This window comes from Vibrio sp. 10N.222.49.A3, from assembly GCF_041475145.1.
GTDB lineage: Bacteria > Pseudomonadota > Gammaproteobacteria > Enterobacterales > Vibrionaceae > Vibrio > Vibrio tasmaniensis_A.
This window is the reverse complement of sequence record NZ_JBFRVM010000174.1, coordinates 1-18014: the sequence shown is the minus strand read 5'-3', so window position 1 is coordinate 18014 and position 18014 is coordinate 1. Positions and strand designations below refer to the sequence as shown.

18 protein-coding genes and 2 pseudogenes are annotated in these 18014 nt (G+C 42.5%); 19 read left to right on the top strand and 1 reads right to left on the bottom strand.

Annotated features, from left to right (window positions below):
- Nucleotides 1-196 precede the first annotated feature (196 nt).
- From AB4589_RS21985 to AB4589_RS21975, 3 genes are all read left to right on the top strand, one after another.
- Nucleotides 197-376 (top strand): TraY domain-containing protein, encoded by a 180-nt coding sequence (locus tag AB4589_RS21985; RefSeq protein ID WP_017097351.1) that lies wholly within the window; start codon nucleotides 197-199, stop codon nucleotides 374-376.
- Between the two features lie 343 nt (nucleotides 377-719).
- Nucleotides 720-1091 carry a hypothetical protein gene (locus AB4589_RS21980; protein ID WP_048617994.1) on the top strand — a complete coding sequence of 124 codons (372 nt, stop codon included), beginning with the start codon at nucleotides 720-722 and terminating at the stop codon, nucleotides 1089-1091.
- Nucleotides 1092-1916: 825 nt separating this feature from the next.
- Nucleotides 1917-3221, top strand: coding sequence for a hypothetical protein (locus AB4589_RS21975; protein ID WP_048617996.1), 1305 nt, complete (start codon nucleotides 1917-1919; stop codon nucleotides 3219-3221).
- Between the two features lie 262 nt (nucleotides 3222-3483).
- Here the strand turns inward: AB4589_RS21975 and AB4589_RS21970 are convergent.
- A pseudogene (locus tag AB4589_RS21970) lies at nucleotides 3484-3606 on the bottom strand (ISAs1 family transposase); the annotation flags it as partial.
- 224 nt (nucleotides 3607-3830) lie between these two features.
- Here AB4589_RS21970 and kynU point away from each other — a divergent pair.
- The 16 genes and pseudogenes from kynU to traL all read left to right on the top strand — a co-directional run bounded on the left by kynU (nucleotide 3831) and on the right by traL (nucleotide 17953).
- Nucleotides 3831-5045, top strand: a complete 1215-nt coding sequence (kynU, locus tag AB4589_RS21965) for a kynureninase (protein ID WP_123297403.1) — start codon at nucleotides 3831-3833, stop codon at nucleotides 5043-5045.
- Nucleotides 5046-5056: 11 nt separating this feature from the next.
- Nucleotides 5057-5929 carry a tryptophan 2,3-dioxygenase gene (locus AB4589_RS21960; protein WP_207895533.1) on the top strand — a complete coding sequence of 291 codons (873 nt, stop codon included), beginning with the start codon at nucleotides 5057-5059 and terminating at the stop codon, nucleotides 5927-5929.
- A 33-nt stretch (nucleotides 5930-5962) separates the two neighbouring features.
- Complete coding sequence (locus tag AB4589_RS21955; protein ID WP_196299434.1) at nucleotides 5963-6856, top strand: alpha/beta hydrolase; 894 nt, start codon at nucleotides 5963-5965, stop codon at nucleotides 6854-6856.
- Nucleotides 6853-8241 carry an anthranilate 1,2-dioxygenase large subunit gene (gene antA / locus AB4589_RS21950; RefSeq protein ID WP_048667507.1) on the top strand — a complete coding sequence of 463 codons (1389 nt, stop codon included), beginning with the start codon at nucleotides 6853-6855 and terminating at the stop codon, nucleotides 8239-8241. The genes AB4589_RS21955 and antA overlap by 4 nt, the downstream gene beginning before the upstream one ends.
- A gap of 9 nt (nucleotides 8242-8250) precedes the next feature.
- A complete protein-coding gene (antB, locus tag AB4589_RS21945) occupies nucleotides 8251-8733 on the top strand; it encodes an anthranilate 1,2-dioxygenase small subunit (RefSeq protein WP_048618004.1) in 483 nt (160 codons plus the stop codon).
- A gap of 49 nt (nucleotides 8734-8782) precedes the next feature.
- Nucleotides 8783-9802 carry an anthranilate 1,2-dioxygenase electron transfer component AntC gene (gene antC, locus AB4589_RS21940; protein ID WP_048618006.1) on the top strand — a complete coding sequence of 340 codons (1020 nt, stop codon included), beginning with the start codon at nucleotides 8783-8785 and terminating at the stop codon, nucleotides 9800-9802.
- 103 nt (nucleotides 9803-9905) lie between these two features.
- Nucleotides 9906-10661 (top strand): dioxygenase, encoded by a 756-nt coding sequence (locus AB4589_RS21935; protein WP_048667508.1) that lies wholly within the window; start codon nucleotides 9906-9908, stop codon nucleotides 10659-10661.
- 11 nt (nucleotides 10662-10672) lie between these two features.
- Entirely contained in the window at nucleotides 10673-11401 is a 729-nt protein-coding gene (locus AB4589_RS21930; protein WP_048664362.1) for a dienelactone hydrolase family protein, read from the top strand.
- On the top strand, nucleotides 11398-12480 hold the full coding sequence (locus tag AB4589_RS21925) for a maleylacetate reductase (RefSeq protein WP_048618012.1): 1083 nt from the start codon (nucleotides 11398-11400) through the stop codon (nucleotides 12478-12480). Before AB4589_RS21930 ends, AB4589_RS21925 begins: the two co-directional genes overlap by 4 nt.
- Nucleotides 12473-13681, top strand: a complete 1209-nt coding sequence (gene pcaF, locus AB4589_RS21920) for a 3-oxoadipyl-CoA thiolase (protein ID WP_048618013.1) — start codon at nucleotides 12473-12475, stop codon at nucleotides 13679-13681. Before AB4589_RS21925 ends, pcaF begins: the two co-directional genes overlap by 8 nt.
- Nucleotides 13678-15030 (top strand): 3-oxoacid CoA-transferase, encoded by a 1353-nt coding sequence (locus AB4589_RS21915; protein WP_082151318.1) that lies wholly within the window; start codon nucleotides 13678-13680, stop codon nucleotides 15028-15030. Before pcaF ends, AB4589_RS21915 begins: the two co-directional genes overlap by 4 nt.
- 33 nt (nucleotides 15031-15063) lie before the next feature.
- Nucleotides 15064-15819 (top strand): carboxymuconolactone decarboxylase family protein, encoded by a 756-nt coding sequence (locus AB4589_RS21910; protein ID WP_048618014.1) that lies wholly within the window; start codon nucleotides 15064-15066, stop codon nucleotides 15817-15819.
- 28 nt (nucleotides 15820-15847) lie between these two features.
- Nucleotides 15848-16774 carry a LysR substrate-binding domain-containing protein gene (locus tag AB4589_RS21905; protein WP_372101680.1) on the top strand — a complete coding sequence of 309 codons (927 nt, stop codon included), beginning with the start codon at nucleotides 15848-15850 and terminating at the stop codon, nucleotides 16772-16774.
- A 167-nt stretch (nucleotides 16775-16941) separates the two neighbouring features.
- Nucleotides 16942-17178 (top strand): annotated as a pseudogene (locus AB4589_RS21900) (hypothetical protein); the annotation flags it as partial.
- Between the two features lie 175 nt (nucleotides 17179-17353).
- Complete coding sequence (gene traA / locus AB4589_RS21895) at nucleotides 17354-17641, top strand: type IV conjugative transfer system pilin TraA (RefSeq protein ID WP_048618019.1); 288 nt, start codon at nucleotides 17354-17356, stop codon at nucleotides 17639-17641.
- 9 nt (nucleotides 17642-17650) lie between these two features.
- The gene (traL, locus tag AB4589_RS21890) at nucleotides 17651-17953 is read left to right on the top strand and encodes a type IV conjugative transfer system protein TraL (RefSeq protein WP_048618021.1); all 303 of its coding nucleotides are present in this window, start codon (nucleotides 17651-17653) and stop codon (nucleotides 17951-17953) included.
- Nucleotides 17954-18014: the final 61 nt, after the last annotated feature.

The window sequence follows — 18014 nt, the reverse complement described above, 5'->3', positions numbered from 1 at the left end:
CATTAAAACCCCATTTATTTTCTTTAAAATCAGCATCTTAATTTGGTGCGTATTATTTAGATTATGTTAAATTCAAGAAATGATAAGTAAGTCACAAACTCAACAAAATTAGACGCCAGTGAGCGATTACATGACTCATTGATGTTTCGGTCTAAACGAGAGCGTTTCGGTTTTTTCTATTTAGGAAGACTTTTGTATGAATTTTAAATCAGAATGTAGGGTTGAGAACAAGGAAGTCGGTATCGCTTTTAATCTTTCATCAAAGGCGAATAAAACGTTAACGCTCTCGGCGAAAAGAGCAGAGCGGGCCAAAAAGCGCGAAGGGAAACTTCGATTAGAAGATCATCTCAAACGTTTTCCCAATTGGTCATTGTAACGAATGATATGGCCGTCTGAGAAACGACTTCAGCCGGTCTCGAAGGTGGGCTGCCTTCACTATTTGCAAAAAGCGCCGCAGAGGGGCGCAGGCCTGCGTAATATGCCTAACAAATTCAGGAGCCCTCTCTGGGGCGACGTCCAAGGCTGTTTTTCTACTCAATTAAGCACGCTGGTTGAGTGGTGAAATAGAGTTACTTGGGAGTACCAGACACCACATCCCTTGGATGTGCGCATTCTACTACAGGAATGCACAAGCCAGTTTGTAGCACGGCTCTTGAAAGAGAGCCCATTGTTTTGTTTTTTTAAAGAACAAAACAATGTCCTAACAAGGAGTGTGAACAATGCAGATTGTCTACGGATATTGTCGTGAAGATAAAGCGGCGAGTTTATTGGGCCACTTTGTGGAACAAGGTGATTTTGTCAGCGTCAAAGAACTGGGAGCGGTCGGGCGTGAACACATCGCATTTGCCGCTTTGTTGTCTTTTACTGGGCACCTTTCATTTCCTTTCTGTTGGGAGGGCGTTCATTTTGTCGCGGCGCAAAAACAAGCTCAGTCAGTGAATCGTCTCACTCTCCCTATCTCAAATAATGCCTGTAAAAAACGCTATCGGAAGCTTAAGAACACCACCATGACCCCTAATAATTGGAAGCAACACATCAGTAGAAATCGCGGTTTGAAGTATGTAAACGCTTCTCTAATTGCCCCAATGTAATCAAGAAGACCGATGGAATTCAGCGAAAACCCTCAAGAGTCACAATCTATTTACAAGGAACCATGTATGTAAAACGGTTTAAAGTCGCGATATATACACCAATAAATAGCGTTGTTTCACAATGAATGTCGCCACTTTTTCTAGGTTCTTCACTCGACGGTTATTATGCTTTTACACTCCTTATCGTGAGTGTGTGTATTATCAACTGCCTTTACTTGCTGCGTCTGGATAGGTCAAGTTCGGGGGAACTTAACCGCCCTTTTATCAATACGAGCTATGCGCTCGGTACTTTTAAATACTAACCTAACGTTTCCCAGAACTTTTCGATGTCTCGATACCCTAAGTAAAAATCGCTATCTATAAACTCAGCTCCACTTGATGAAAAGTGTGATTCTATTTTGCCCTTGCCTCCTACCTTCTATTGGACGAATTTGAAATTTAAGGTGATATGCCCAATGGCTTCTGATTGTCAGCGTTCGTAATACGCGGGTAACCAACCAGAATCATAAAAGTTTTTAAACGACCAGCACGTAATTGATATTGTGATAGTGGCAAGGTCGGAATCATAATGCGAAGTTGGTTAGCATTTGGTTGAATGCGTTATTAACGAGGGGGTAAAACGTTTAATAACGTTGCATATTGTGTAGAGGACTGTTCTTACAATCAGCTTACCTATCCCATGAACGTAGACAGGATCGAGAAAAAACTCTTCCAGGGAAGGCACGCTGCACTAGATTCTTACTAAATTATCAATTAATTAATTTAGATTCATTTGATTTGTGACTAGCGTAATGTTATCCATTAATACGAATGATAAGGATTATCATGAATTGCTTGAAGAGAATAATAATTCTCTCATTTTTACTCTCACCAATACATGGTTATTCCATAGAAATTAGAGGGGAAGCTATACAAGCGAATGACTCTTACGAGTATAAGATTAGAAATAAAAAACCGTTAGAGTTAGAAGCCCCCTACTGTATTGGGGATCCCTCTTGGATTGATTCCCCGACCTTACCTCAAGAGCCTACAAAAACCAGAAAATCCGATATTAACTGCAGTTTTATGCAGTTTGCGTGGCAATCTTTCGCTTATTATACCAGTGACAAAACATCGGATTTCTTCATGGATATGATGCCGAAAGACCGAATATTTAAAGAGATACCTGATAGTTGGGACAATAAAGGTGATCAAGGATTAGTACAAACTGAGGTCCTTCAAGCTGGCTCTAATTTCCCATTGAACGATCAAGAAGGCAATCCGGTCTTTTATCAACAAAGTGTTAATAAAAAATTCTACTATGACATCGTCAAACACGGATTAAACAATAGCCAATGTGTCGCCGATATTGACAGTGGGAAAACTCCATTTGACATATCCCCAGGCTCCACTGAAGTGAAAACCTCATGGAAATTAATGTCTAATCATGACAACCCTAAACAATTTTTCACTATTCATAGAGATGTTGAGATCGACGGAGCAGTAAAGAGTAATGTTCTAATGGGCTTGGTTGGGATTCATATAGTGCGAAAAACAAAGAATCATCCTGAATTCATTTGGACCACATTTGAACACAAGGGAAACGCTCCTGATTGTGCTGATGTTCCTGATCTATCAAATTTTAAAAAGTCAGGTAAATGGACATTTTTCAACCCAATGTCCTTTCAGAAAGTGAATACTTACTTCCCTGGTAAACCCACTCAAGTCTGTAGAAAAACACCCTATGGAGTTGGGATTTTAACTAAACCTGAAGTAGCTAAAGATATAAAAGCACTTAACGAGGCAATGTCACATTATTACCAAACCCGTAATTCTGTTTGGTCTAACTACTTCCTTGTTGGTGCATCTTGGACAGTCTCAAGCGGGAGCGTAAAAATAGGAGAGGTCCCTCCCACTTGGAAAAATGAAATAGGGGGTTCGAAGTTATTATCAAACAGTACAATGGAGACCTATGTCCAAAACCCTCAATGGTTTGTTTTAGTGCATCCTAAAAAAGATAGGGGCTGTTTTGCTTGCCATAAATATGATCCTTTAACAAAGAAAGCCTTACATTTAAGCCATATGTTTAATGCGGCACAAGATTACGGTCAGTGTCTTCCTTTAAGGCTTGATTTCGAACCTAAAAATTGAAAATTCCTAATAAAAGGTGCTCGGCTTTCCCTTCTATGATTCTACCCATTTCAAATGAGTTCATTGCGAGATGAACCACTGGACACTGTCAAACCCTTATCATAGTTTTTTGTTCCGTTGTACTTCCCCCCCCTACTTCTGCTCACTTTGAATGTATTCAACCAATAATGGCTTCACACCATCAATGACGTTCTGTGTTGCTCCTGACGAGTAGGACTTAGATTTAGTCGCTTTCCATGTTCAATAGAGATTCAATAGTTTTTGAGCTGGCTCTACCCTCTCGATTGTAGGAGCCTCGAAGCGTTTTACCATCTATTGCAACAACTTAACACTCGGTAAGCGTATGTACCGATGACATCCAGTTGACGAAACATGCACGATCTTGCCCTGGCTTAGCTCTCCCCCAATACAATGGTTAAATTAGCAGGGATATTTTTTGGTATAAATATTTTGTATATCTGCTATTGAGTTTAGAAAGCAGACGTAAAATCTCGCTGTGATAAATTGAAATCAATCAAAGTTAGCCTCAACTCTCGGGGTTTTTAGATTGAGGTAATGATGTCGCAATTCGTAAATATAAAAAAAATCACTCTCGAAGATTGCAAGTCAATGGATCTTGCTGATCCATTGTCTTCATTCAAATCAAAGTTCCATTTGCCGGAAGGTATCGTCTATTTGGACGGTAACTCAATGGGAGCAGCGCCAAAGCAAGCATTTCCCGATATTAAAAATGTTGTTGAGGAAGAGTGGGCTAACGGTTTAATTCGTAGTTGGGTTGGCGCAGATTGGATGTCATCACCGGTGCGATCAGGCAACCTTTTGGCCGATATGCTAGGTGCGAAGCACGGTGAGATCATCGTTACCGATACTATTTGTATTAATCTGTTCAAGCTTATTTGCTTTGCTCTAAAGTTCAATGAACGTCGTAAAGTGATTGTTTATGAAGCCTGCAGTTTTCCCGCAGATGGGTATATTGCGCAGGGGGTTTCCAATCTTCTTGATGGCTATAGTTGTCGATCTATTCCTGAAGGTGAAGAGGATTACGACGCTTATTTGCAAGATGATGTGGCCGTCATGGTTTTAAATCAGGTGAATTATAAAAGCGCCTATATGCGAGATATGAAAGCCTTTACTCAAAAAGCAAGAGAGAGAGGTGTATTGATTATTTGGGATCTAGCTCATTCTGCGGGTGCGATGCCAGTTGACTTGAATGCTGATGGTGTGGATTTAGCTGTGGGCTGCACTTACAAATACCTAAATGGCGGTCCAGGCTCGCCTGGGTTTGTTTATGTTAACAAAGCGCTTCATGGGAAATCTGTTCAGCCAATTACAGGTTGGTTTGGTCATGCAAATCAATTTGCATTTGAAGAAAAATATACGCCATCAAAAACCTTGTCCCAATTTCAGACCGGGACATTTTCTGCTCTTTCTTATCAAGGTTTAGAAACCTCATTAAATCTATGGCGGGAAGTTGATTTCAATTTGGTTCGTGAAAAGAGCCTAAAGCTGACGGATTTATTTATTGATTTGATGATGCCTGTTGCCAAAAAGTATGGCCTGACATTGATAACGCCAGAAGATCACAGTGTGCGAGGCAGTCACGTTTCATATTATCGCGAGGATAATGGTTACGCCATAGTACAAGCTTTAATCGCCAGAGGCGTAATTGGTGACTTTAGAGCGCCTGGTGTGCTTCGCTTTGGATTTACTCCTTTGTACTTATCTTATGAGGATGTTTGGCAGAGTGTTGAGCATTTCAAGGCAGTACTGGAGAACAAGGAATACCTCCAGGAAGAACATAAAGCTTTTCAAGCTGTTACGTAAAGAGGTCTACCGTGGAAAATAAAATTACTAATACAGGTGGTTGTCCGCTTCATAACAAGCGAGTGGTAGAAGATAGCATGGTGACAGATCTTGATACCATTAATTCCTATGGAGACTTTTTGCATTTGGATCGACTCCTTAATCTTCAGAACTCATTTTCTGAAAGTCATGAGGGGATGTTGTTTGTCATAGTGCATCAGGTTTCAGAGCTGTGGCTAAAACTGGTTAAGCATGAATTAGCCGTTGTTATCGATTATGTGAAAAATGATGAGGTAGCAAAGGCCCAAAAGGGTCTTGCAAGAATACTGTGTATTCAGAAACAGTTGAGCACTTCATTTAAAGTAATGGGGACAATGACGCCAGTCGATTATGACACGTTGCGTAATTTGTTGGGTGAGGCATCAGGTTTTCAGTCCTACGGTTATAGGGCTGTTGAATTTATGTTGGGTAATAAAGACCGGAATATGGTGGAGTTACATCGGCACAATAAAGAAGCCTACGAAATGCTTGATCAGTTGATGAATGCTCCAAGCCTTTATGATGAAGTGAATCGGTTGTTGGTGCGCAATGGTATCGAAATAGATAAATCTCACTTAAATAGAAAATTGGCGGCGCCTTACGAAGCTAACCAGTCTGTCGTTGATGCCTGGATGCATGTTTATAAAAATGCTGAGGAATACTGGGATTTATATCAAGTTGGTGAGCTATTGATGGATGTTGAAGACAATTTCCAGAATTGGCGCTTTACTCATATGAGGACGGTTCAGAGAATTATCGGTTTTAAAGTTGGGACTGGTGGTTCAACGGGTGTTGGTTTCCTTAAAAAAGCATTAGATATCCAGTTTTTTCCTGAGTTATACACCATTCGTTATGAGTTGAACTAATCCATGTCTGCGAGTGAAGAAAGGTTTAGAGGAATGAGTCAAGAGGAGTTGGATCGGGAGTATTCACCGAGTTCAATGATTGGTAATGCCAACGTATTTATCAATCAATACATAGAACTAAGTTACCTTGCGAAACAAGATAACTTGGGTTTACATGAAAACCTTAGCTATGGCTCTGATGAAGATGAAGTACTCGATTATTACAAGTCGTCTTCTTCTCTGTCTCCCCTATTTGTTTTCTTTCATGGTGGATATTGGCAAGAGCTTAGCAAGAATGAATCATGTTTTTTTGTGAAAGTTTTTCAGCAGTTGGGTATCGATGTGGCTGTTGTTAATTATTGCCTCTGTCCAAAAGCAAATTTGACAACAATCATTGCTCAATGTGCCGAATCTGTTGCTTGGTTAAGCAATAAGGCCAGTGAGATAGGTTTTGATAACAGTGCTATCTATCTTTGTGGAAATTCAGCGGGTGCCCATATTGTAGCCAATTTACTTGGTGCGACATGGAATAAGTATGGGCTTAATGAGTCACCAGTTGCTGGTGCTTGCTTGATCAATGGTATTTTTGATTTGCACCCTGTGCGCATGACTTATGTCAATGGTCCAGTTCAGATGACAGACTCAGAGGTAATCAATTTAAGTCCGATAAACAAGGCCGTGCAAAGAGGAATTCCCCTTCGTATTGTTTACGCCGAATATGATACGGAAGAATTTAAGCGCCAAAGTAATGAGTATACAGCGTTACTTGAGCGTTATGGGTACTCAATTAAACCATTAGAAATCAGGGATAGAAATCACTTTGATATTTTATTTGATCTTATGGATAAAGATTCAATTTTGATGAAGGCAATAATGCAAGATATCGAAATGATTAAGCCCCAACGTCAAGAGTATCGGAAGCATAGAGATAAAAGGGTGAGATTATGAGTGATAAAAAAAGCCTCGCTAATTGGAAAGATAGAGTAGAAAGCTATTTAGATTTCCGCCCTGAAGATAGCGTGTATCGAATTGCACGAGAAGCTTATACCAATCAAGAGCTTTTTGACTTAGAAATGGAGCATATTTTTGAAAAGACTTGGATTTATGCCTGTCATGAAAGTCAAGTTCCCTATCCCAATGATTTTTATACAATCAATATTGGTCGTCAGCCGGTCATTATTACTCGTGATGCGAAGGGTAATCTCAATGCTCTGATTAACGCTTGCGCCCATAGAGGAACGACATTGACACGTACAAGTAAAGGGAATCAATCTACCTTTACCTGTCCGTTCCACGCTTGGTGTTACAAAACTGATGGTCGGTTGGTAAAGGTCAAAGCGCCGGAACACTATTGTGACAAATTTAAAAAAGAAGATTACAACTTAGCTACTGCTAAAGTGCAGAGCTATCGTGGTTTTGTTTTTGTTAATTTGGATGTTAATACCAAAATCGCTCTGGAAGAGTTTTTGAGCGATGCCAAAATCGCCTTAGATATGATGGTCGATCAATCTGCGGATGCTGAATTGGAAGTGCTGTCAGGCACTTCCGCCTATACCTACGAGGGTAACTGGAAATTACAAAATGAAAACGGTCTTGATGCTTACCATGTGAGCACTGTTCATTATAACTATGTGGCCACCGTTCAGCATCGTGCTCAAGTTGAGCAATCAAAAGAAAATGGAGATAAGAAAGAAACACTGGATTACAGCAAGTTAGGGGCAGGCGCTGCCGATATAGAAGATGGCTGGTTTGGTATCAATAATGGCCACACCTTGCTGTATTCTGACATGCCAAATCCACAAGTTCGTCCAGGTTACGATGAGGTTATGCCGCGGCTCAAAAAAGAACATGGCGAAGAAATGGCTGAGTGGATGATGCACAAATTGCGCAATCTAAATATCTATCCCAGTTTGTTATTCATGGATCAAATAAGTTCACAGCTAAGGGTCGTGAGACCAGTTTCTTGGAACAAGACAGAAGTGCATAGCTTTTGCATAGGTGTTAAAAACGAATCTCCTAAAGCCCGTGAAAGCCGTATTCGCCAATTTGAAGATTTTTTTAATGTTTCGGGTATGGGTACGCCAGATGATTTGGTTGAGTTCAGAGAAGCTCAAAAAGGCTTTGAAGGCCGCATGGCAAAATGGAATGATTTTTCCCGTGGTGCCGAGACTTGGATCGAAGGTGAAACCAAACAGGCAAAATTCTTACACGCATCGCCTGTTATTACTGGTGTAGAAATGACTCAGGAAGGCCACTATATCAATCAATATAATGCCTGGAAAAGATACCTGATCGATGGATTGAACGCCAAAATTGAATTGGAAAGTAATTAGGATAAGGCCATGTCTGTAGAATCTATACGACAATTTTTATACAAAAAAAGCCTGTTATGTGACCAAAAGAAATGGGACGAATATATCGAGCTTTTTGATGAGAATTCAGAGTTTCATATCCCGCAGTGGGAATCGGAGTTAGAGCATACAACAGACCCAAAGGCACAAATGTCATTATTGTACTACTCGGATAGATCTGGTTTGGAAGATAGGGTTTTTCGGATTCGTACCGATAAATCAGCAGCCTGCAAGCCACTTCCACGCACTATGCACGAAATTACCAATGTCATAGCTGAGCAGGATGAACATGGTAACTATAAAGTCACTAATAATTGGGTGACACATTATCATCGCTTTGAAGTGTCTGATTATTTTTATGGTCGCTCTGAATATACCTTGAAGCCAGTAGATGATGACTGGAAGATATTGCGAAAGTTCTCAGTATTGCTTAATGACAAGGTCAATCATGTTTTAGATTTTTATCATGTCTAACACTCTTTTTTATATTGAATGGTTAATAACTTTTTAGTGGTATTTCTTAATGTCCTACAAAGCAGCTCTAAATTTTTCTGATGGGGTGACCAGATTTGTCGATGTAAATACAGGTGAAGTCTTGCTTGATGCTGCTTTAAGGCAGGGTATAAAACTTCCTATGGATTGTCGTGAAGGGGTTTGTTCTACCTGCAAAGGAATCTGTATTTCAGGCGAGTATGCACAGGATTATGTTGATGAAGATGCCTTAACTGAGAGTGATTTGGCGGGGGGGGCTGTATTAACTTGTCAAATGAAGCTGTCATCTAACTCCGCTATCGATTTTGATTGTAGCTCTAAAGTTTGCAACTTTTCTGGGCCTGAAATTATAAATGCGATCGTTGATTCAGTGGTTCTGATATCTGATACGACCGCTATGTTAAAACTTGATGCTTCTGACGAAAATAAAATGATTGATTTTTTGCCTGGTCAATATGCCAATCTACGTATTCCAGGTACAGATCAGTGGCGTTCATATTCTTTTGCTCATAATCCTAATGAAAAAAATAAATTACAGTTTTTGATACGCCGTTTACCAAGCGGTGTGATGAGTGACTATTTAGGTCAGCGAGCAGCGCCCGGTGACAAGATAGAACTTAAAGCGCCAATGGGTTCTTTTTATCTACGTCAGACTAAGCGTCCTCTACTGTTTGTCGCCGGAGGAACCGGGTTATCAGCTTTTCTAGGAATATTAGACGACATGATGCTGGCACCTGAAGCATTTCCAAAAGCCACATTGATTTATGGCGTTACTCACGAAAATGACCTTTGCGAAATTGAATATTTGTTTCATTTGCAGAATGAAATGGAAGGTTTTTCATTTAAAACGGTGGTACTGAAACCTACAGCTCGCTGGACCGGTAATAAAGGTCTGGTCACCGATATTATTGATGAGAAAGATGTTAATGCCGGTGATGTTGATGTTTATTTGTGCGGCCCGCCGCCTATGGTAGATGCCGTTGATGAGTGGTTTCAAGGGCGCGGTCTAGAGGGATATACCCTCAGGTATGAAAAGTTTTCAGCCAGTTAGTCACTAACTATGTTTATAACTTCTACATAGCTCCTCTTGTAGCGTCGGGGCTCTTAATTAAAATTATTTGATGAATTTGTTGTTAAGAATGATGGGAAAAATTATGTCTGAACGAGTTAAAGAGGTTGTTGATGCAATTATTTCTAGTATCAGAGCGACCATGATTGAAAAACAAGTTACGGTCAAAGAATATCGTGCCGGTATTCTTTATCTTCACGAGTTGGGCCTGAAAGGGGAAATCCCCCTGCTAAGTGATGTTTATTTCAATTCCACCGCAGTAGAAAATGAAAACCGTATTTATAAAGGGACTCGCTCTGATCTGGAAGGTCCTTATTATCTTGCAGACTCACCATTTATTACTGATGAAATCAAAACCCTGGATGATGTCGAAGGTGAAGCTATGATCATTCGCGGTGCCATTACCTCTGTAGATGGCGAGCCGATTGCTAATGCTGAGTTAGATATTTGGCATTCTACGCCAGATGGTCGTTATAGCGGCATTCATGACGGCGTTCCACAAGATTGTTATCGTGGTCGTGTTATCACCAATGATGAAGGTAGATATAGCGTTAAATCAACGACTCCCATTCCTTATGAGATTCCCAGTCAGGGCATGACTGGTCAATTATTGCAAATGCTAGGCAATCACACTTGGAGGCCCGCTCATATACATATAAAGACTAAGAAAAAAGGCTTTCATGAGTTAACCACGCAAGCCTATTTTGAGGGGGGGGATTGGACAGAGAATGATTGCTGCTCGGGTGTTTGCAATAGTGGCGTCAACATTATTGCTGAAAAACACGAAGATGGGGTACGTATTATGGATATTGATCTTGTTTTAGACAAAGAAGTCATTTAGGGAAAAATAAGATGTGTCACGGTCAAGCCAATAAATATTTCCCTGAAGAGGATGTACGAGGCGAATTTAACAATGGTTTAGAGGGCTTGTTGTTTGGGGATGAGAACACCCAAAAACGTATTGCAATTTTGCCCGATATCTATGGTGTCAGTCCTTTTTATAAAGGCTTTTCAACTTTTGTGGCTTCCAAAGGTGCAAGGGTGTTTTTGGTAAATACTTTTGCCGATTTCGGCGAACTGCCTGAGGTGACACGTGAAGCTGCCTTCGCTCGCCGTGATAAAGTAGCGGATAAAGCCTTTGTTGATAAATTTGAAGCTTTTTGTGAAGAGCAGTCTATTGATGGCGTAATTGGTTTCTGCCTGGGTGGGTATTATATTTTCGAGCTGGCTCGCCGTAATGTTAGTCAGGATCTAGTTGGTTTTTATGGTTTTCCTCAAGGTATGAAAAACTTTGACCCATTGCCAGTGCCTTTTGATTACTTGGAAACAGTATCTAAACATCACGTTAGCTTAATGCCAGCCAATGATCATGTCGTCGGTCATGAAAATATTCAAAAACTGGCGAATGTTAGTAAGCGCAACGCTGCGGTGGATGTGCGCATTTATCAAGATTCAGCACATAGTTTTCTTGCAGACCTAGATGGTAATGATGTGAGTTTAAAGCAAAATGCCGAAGATTCACTGAGTGTCTGTTTGCAAGCTTTGGGTTTGTCAGTAAATTGTTTTGTGAAGAATTTATGAGCGATAGTTTTATTTATAATGGTTTACCAACCAGAGTCATATTTGGCAGCGGTATTATTGATCAAGTTGCTGCTGAGGCCGAGTATCTTGGTATTACTAAGGCCTTGGTTATTTCAACCCCGCATCAGGTAGGTTTGGCGGAAAAGGTGGCAAAACTTTTAGGTGATAAGTCTGCGGATGTCTTTGCAGGTGCCGCTATGCATACGCCGGTAGATGTAACAGAGAAAGCGTTATCCATTTGTGAAGCGCTAGCCGTAGATGGCCTTGTGTCCGTTGGTGGTGGTTCAACGACTGGTTTGGGTAAAGCTTTGGCTTATCGAAAGGATTACCCCCAGTTGGTATTGCCAACTAGCTATGCTGGTTCAGAAATGACGAATATTCTTGGGCAAACTAAGCAAGGGCTAAAAACCACCGTAAGAGATGCCTCTATACAACCAGAGACAGTACTCTACGATGTTGATTTAACCTTGACCATGCCGGCATTATTCAGCGGTACTAGCGGCATCAATGCGATTGCTCATGCGGTAGAGGCCTTATACGCCGTTGATGGTAACCCGATAATTTCTTTGATAGCTGAAGAGGGTATTCGCTCTCTCTACAAAGCATTGCCGATCCTGGCAAAACACAGTACTGACCTTGAGGCCCGCAAAGAGGCATTATATGGGGCTTGGTTATGCGGAATTTGTTTAGGTTCAGTAGGTGTTGCAATACATCATAAGCTTTGTCATGCGCTTGGTGGGGCATTTGATTTACCTCATGCCAAAACCCACACGGTTGTTTTACCTCATGCTTTAGCCTACAACGCACCAGCTGTTCCAGATGCGATGAAGCGCCTATGTAGGGCAATGGATACTGATAACCCAGTTGCGGCCTTATTTGATTTAGCCAGAGTCATTGGTGCCCCACACTCTTTAGAAGCCTTAGGTATGCCAGAAGATGGTATCGATAAAGCCGTGGAAATTACCTTCAAAAACCCTTATTGGAACCCAAAAGAGCTGGATCGAGAAGCTATAAAGTCCACGATTCACAGTGCCTGGAAAGGTATTAGGCCTGAGCTACAGGACGTTGTCGATGAGTAATCGTAGTGCTTATATTTGTGACAATGTTCGTACGCCTATTGGCCGATATGGCGGTGCTCTGGCTCAGGTCAGAGCTGACGATCTTGCCGCGCATCCAATAAAAACATTACTACAGCGCAACACAGGTCTTAACCCTTCTAATATAGATGAAGTTATTTTGGGGTGTGCCAATCAGGCCGGTGAAGACAATCGAAACGTTGCCAGAATGGCTACCTTATTGGCGGGGGCGCCTGACAGCATTCCTGGCATGACGGTTAATCGTCTGTGTGGATCAGGTATGGATGCAGTGGGCATCGCTGCCAGAGCGATTAAAACAGGGGAACTGGATTTGGTTATTGCCGGTGGCGTTGAATCAATGTCACGGGCTCCCTTTGTAATGCCAAAAGCGCCCGCAGCTTTCACCCGTGAAAATGTCGTCTATGACACCACAATTGGCTGGCGCTTTATCAATACCCAATTCCAGTCAATTTATGGCATCGACTCCATGCCGGAAACTGCCGAAAATGTTGCGGCCGGTTTTGCTATTTCTCGTCTGGATCAAGATAAGTTCGCGTTGAGATCCCAACAAAAAGCCCAAGCATCAATTGATGTAGGTCGATTGGCAATGGAGATAGAGCCCATCTCCATTCCTCAGAGTAAGGGCGAGCCAATTATTGTTGCTAGAGATGAACACCCAAGGGCAACGACCTTGGAAAAGCTGCAATCACTACGTACGCCATTTAAAGCCAGTGGTACTGTCACTGCAGGTAATGCATCAGGGGTAAATGATGGTGCTTGCGCCATGCTGGTTGCTTCAAAAACGGCTGCCGAAGCCAATCAACTTACGCCTATGGCTAAAGTGGTGACCATGGCCACTAGTGGTTTAGAGCCTCGGATCATGGGTTTTGGCCCCTATCAAGCTTCGATAAAAGCACTCAAGCAAGCTGGCTTAACAGCAAATGATTTAAATATCATCGAACTTAATGAGGCATTTGCTAGCCAAGGTTTAGCTGTGCTCAGAGCTTTAGGGATAGACGACGACGATGCCCGAGTAAACCCTAATGGCGGTGCCATCGCATTAGGTCATCCTTTAGGCATGAGTGGTGCCCGTATCGTTATGTCGGCCGCGCGTGAATTGCAACTCAGCGGTGGACGATATGCGCTTTGCACTATGTGTGTGGGTGTAGGGCAAGGTATAGCAATTATTTTGGAAGCAGCATGAAGCAAGTAGCCCTAATATCCGCAGAAGAAGCGGCAGCAAAAGTACAAGTTGGAGATACTTTATTGGTGGGTGGTTTTGGTATGACAGGCAACCCTGTTCAGTTGGTACATGCTTTAGCAGAATCCCCAGAAACCAACCAGCTAACCTACGTGGGAAATAATGTTGGTGAGATAGGTTTAGGTGGTGGACGTTTGTTGCGTAACGGACAATTAAAAAAAGCGATAGGTTCATTTTTCACTAGCAACCGTGAGGCGGTGGTTGCTGCCCAGAAAGGAGAAATTGAAACGGAGTTATTACCTCAGGGAACTTTGGCCGAGGCGATACGTGCCGGTGGTGCGGGGATCGGTGGTTTCTTTACACCAACCAGTGCAGGAACCTTATTAGCACAAGGTCGCGAGAGCAAAACCTTAAAGGGTAAAGAGCAGATTTTCCAAGAGTCGATTATTGGTGATGTTGCCTTTATTAGGGCGTGGAAGGCGGACACCGCTGGTAACTTGCAATATCGATTAACAGAAAGAAACTTCAATCCTCTCATGGCAACGGCCGCAAAAGTGGTTATTGCTGAGGTGCAAGAAATTGTCGCTGAGGGGGAACTGGATCCCGATCAAATTCATACCCCAGGTTGTTTTGTTGATTATCTGGTTAACATACCCCTTTCGGAAGAGGCTCTAGGATCTTCGGCCAATGTTGCCAATAGCGACAAGCTGGTTAGCGAAGAACGAATGAATATGGCTAGGGCTGCTTTGGCAGAATTAAAAAGCGGTGACCTTGTGAATTTGGGCATTGGCATTCCAACGCTTGTCGCCGATCTGATCACCCCTGATCATGGCATCATTTTGCACAGTGAAAACGGTATGGTGGGTGTTGGGCCTGAACCCAAATCTGGTGGTGCGATGGATTACCCAGTTAATGCTGGAAAAATTCCCGTCACTGCATTACCTGGAAGCAGTTATTTTGATTCAGCTGATTCTTTCGGCATGATCCGCGGCTCCCATGTGGACGCGGCCATCATGGGTGGCCTGCAAGTGGATGCGCAAGGTAATCTGGCTAACTGGGCAGTGCCTGGCAAACCACTACTGGGGGTTGGTGGGGCAATGGATTTGGCCAATGGTGCCCGTCGTTTGATCGTAACGATGACCCATACCGATAAAGAAGGTAATTCAAAGTTGGTCGAGCGCTGTAACCTTCCTGTTACCGCAATTGATTCAGTCTCGGTCATTATTACTGATCTGGCAGTATTTCATCGCAGTGAAGGCAAGTGGTGTTTAACCTCTCTAATGCCGGGGGTTTCTTTAGATGAGGTGTTAGAAAATACAGAAATGGCATTTGAAGTAGCGCTGAAGCCCTAACCGGCATTCTTGGCATCGCAGGATTGGATAAAAATGGCAATGAGAGAAGATATAGAACGAGGGATTAATATTCAGGATGTTCTAGATATAGATCTTTCAGATCTCGACAGAATAATTCCAAAATATAAAAACCTATCTGCTGCATTTGAATTTGGAGAAGTGTGGAGTAATAGTGCTTTATGCGATTTGGATTCAAGTATTGTTGTGCTTACTTGTCTAATGATGCATCGCAATGAGAGTCGCCTTGAATGGGCAATTAAAACTGCTATTAAAGTCGGTCATTCGCCCAGAGCCATTATCGAAATATTTCTTCAAGCGGGCATTTATGCGGGTTTTCCTGCTGCAGAATCAGCGGCTGAATTGGCGAATACAATATTTACCCGTCAGGGATTAGAAGTTGACCCGACCTCTTTGCCTGAAGAAGATATGGTTACGCTAAAAACTGAAGCTGAGTTGATGAAGCAGCGCTTACACGGGGGCCGGAGTGAAAAAGACTATGCTGCCCCTGATAAGTTGTTGACAAGTAAACTGTATTCTTTGGTCGCACAGTTTGCCTACGGAGAAATCTGGCGTCGCCCTGGTTTGGAGTTGCGATATAGGTTAATTACAGCGATGGTGGCGTTTATAATTTTGGATGAAAAATTAAGCTTCTATAGTAAATTCTCGGCCTCAGCTTTGAATAATGGTTTTAGTATGGATGAGGTTGCTGCGGTAGCTATGCAGACGGCACCTTACACAGGTGTACCCAGAGCTTTAAAGGCCTTGTCAGTTTTGGAAGATTTAGCTTAGTTTTACCTCCCATTTGAGGTGTACAGTTATGAATCTAAGAAGTATCGATCTTAATTTGCTGCCTGTGTTTGATGCAGTAATTTCTGAGCAAAACTTATCCCGGGCTGCGGATAAAGTCTGTATGAGTCAGCCTGCAATTAGTAATGCAGTTAAACGTCTCAGGCTTACTTTGGATGATGAACTCTTTGTGAGTACAGGTCGAGGAGTAAGGCCAACGCCTAAAGCCCTAGAGCTTAGAGAGCCAATACGCCAAGCTCTTGAAATTATTACCTCTGCATTCGATCAGAATCAACCCTTCGACTTTTTGTCTAGTAACAGGCAGTTTGTTATAGCCTCTACCGATTACGGTGGTTTAATAATACTCCCTGAAATACTTAGCGAAATAAATTCTATCAATAGTTCGGTCACCGTAAATACTGCTCCCAACGAAGACGAAACATTAATGGATGATTTTCAGTTTGGGAAGATTGATTTTGCCGTTGAGTTAAATCCTAACCTTGATAGCAAAGTTATCTCAAAAGAATTGTTCCAAGAGCACGCGGTATGTATCGCAAGAAAGGGGCATCCTAAAATAGATGATGCGTTAACTGTGGATGATTACTGTCAGTTGGAACATGTTTGTACAACCTCGAATAAAAAGCAAACCGCATTTTTTGAAAACCACCTTAGACAACATGGGGTTGTAAGAAATCTTAGATATAGCGTACCTAACTATTTCAATGTGCCTGAAGTGGTATGTTCGACTGAGGCTCTTGCTACTGTACCATCACGTTTGGCTAACAAATTTTCTGAAATGTATGAGCTGGATGTTTACTCGTTGCCATTCCCTACCTTTAAAACATCTATTTACTTATCATGGCATTCAAACAGGAATGCTGATACAGGGTCGCAGTGGCTAAAGAACTTGATTATGGATAATTTTTACGAAGGTGGTCCCTCAAACGGCCGTAATTAATGGTAGTGATGGGTTTATAGATGTTTAGCATTAAAGAAGTAGTGTCAACGCCAGAGTGACTATTACACCAAACCTATGTCTATACCGACGAGAGTAAAGAATATCACTCAACTCTGCTCATTTGTGGCATCACTGACTAAAAGTGGTCAACCAATGCCCCAATCGGAATGTTGCCTTTTACTGACCGCCTTCCATTTCCTTTCTATTGGAAGGGTGTTCATTTCGTTTCGGTTCAAAAACAAACCCAATCAGTCCGTCAACTCACGCCACCACCATCAAAGAATGCTCGCAAAAAACATTATCGTAAACTCAAGAATACGATCATGACCCCTCAAAATTGGAAACAACACGTCAGTCGCAATCGCGGTCTGAAGTACGCAAAATCTTCACTGTTTTCTTCATGATGCGTCTCTATATCGGTTGATTTAAAGCGCGCTTCCCACGCTCCGTTTCATGACTACCCAGGACAACGTAACCCTGCCTTCCTGCTTCTCAGGCAAGGAGGCGATAGGGCTCGCTCCCTTTTTTCCCTCATGACCACGCACTTGCTCATTTTATCATTCAATAAGGATATTTATTATGAAAACACGCACCCAGCGCACGCTCATTATCGGGCTTGGCGTTGCTGTCTCGACACTTCTTATCACCCAGCCCGCTCTGGCTGCCGATATCTTCGCGTCAGGTAAACAAGCCATGAAAGATACAGCGGGCAAAGGCTCAGCGGTTGAAACGGCCATGCTAGGGACTGGGCTTGTGGGGGCGGTCGTCACCGGGCTGATGAGTCGTAACTGGTTTGCGGCCGTTGGTGGGTTCATTGGTGGCTCAGTCTTGTGGAATGTTGGAGCGCCACTCGTCGGCTTAGGCTAAGGAGTCACAATGGAAGACCCTCATCAGTTTTTCTCTATCCCAAAACACATGAACAAAGGTCGCCGCTGGCTCGGATTCCCGGTTGACGAGCTCGTGCCTGCCCTCTGCATTTTTGGCCTCTCATTCTGGCTTAAACACGAAATGATTGGCCTGACGTTATCGTTGGCTTGGTTTGGGGGATTGCGTTACATCAAATCGCAATACGGTGACAATATCGTTACCCTGTCACTCTACTGGTGGGGCGCTTCTTTTGTCAGCCCCGCCCTCTTTAATCGTACCCCCTCAGCCTGTCGTCGCTATTGGATTTTCTAAGGAGCCCCTTCATCATGGATCCGTTTGTTAAACGGGATAAGCTGGCCGTCAAAAGCCTCCT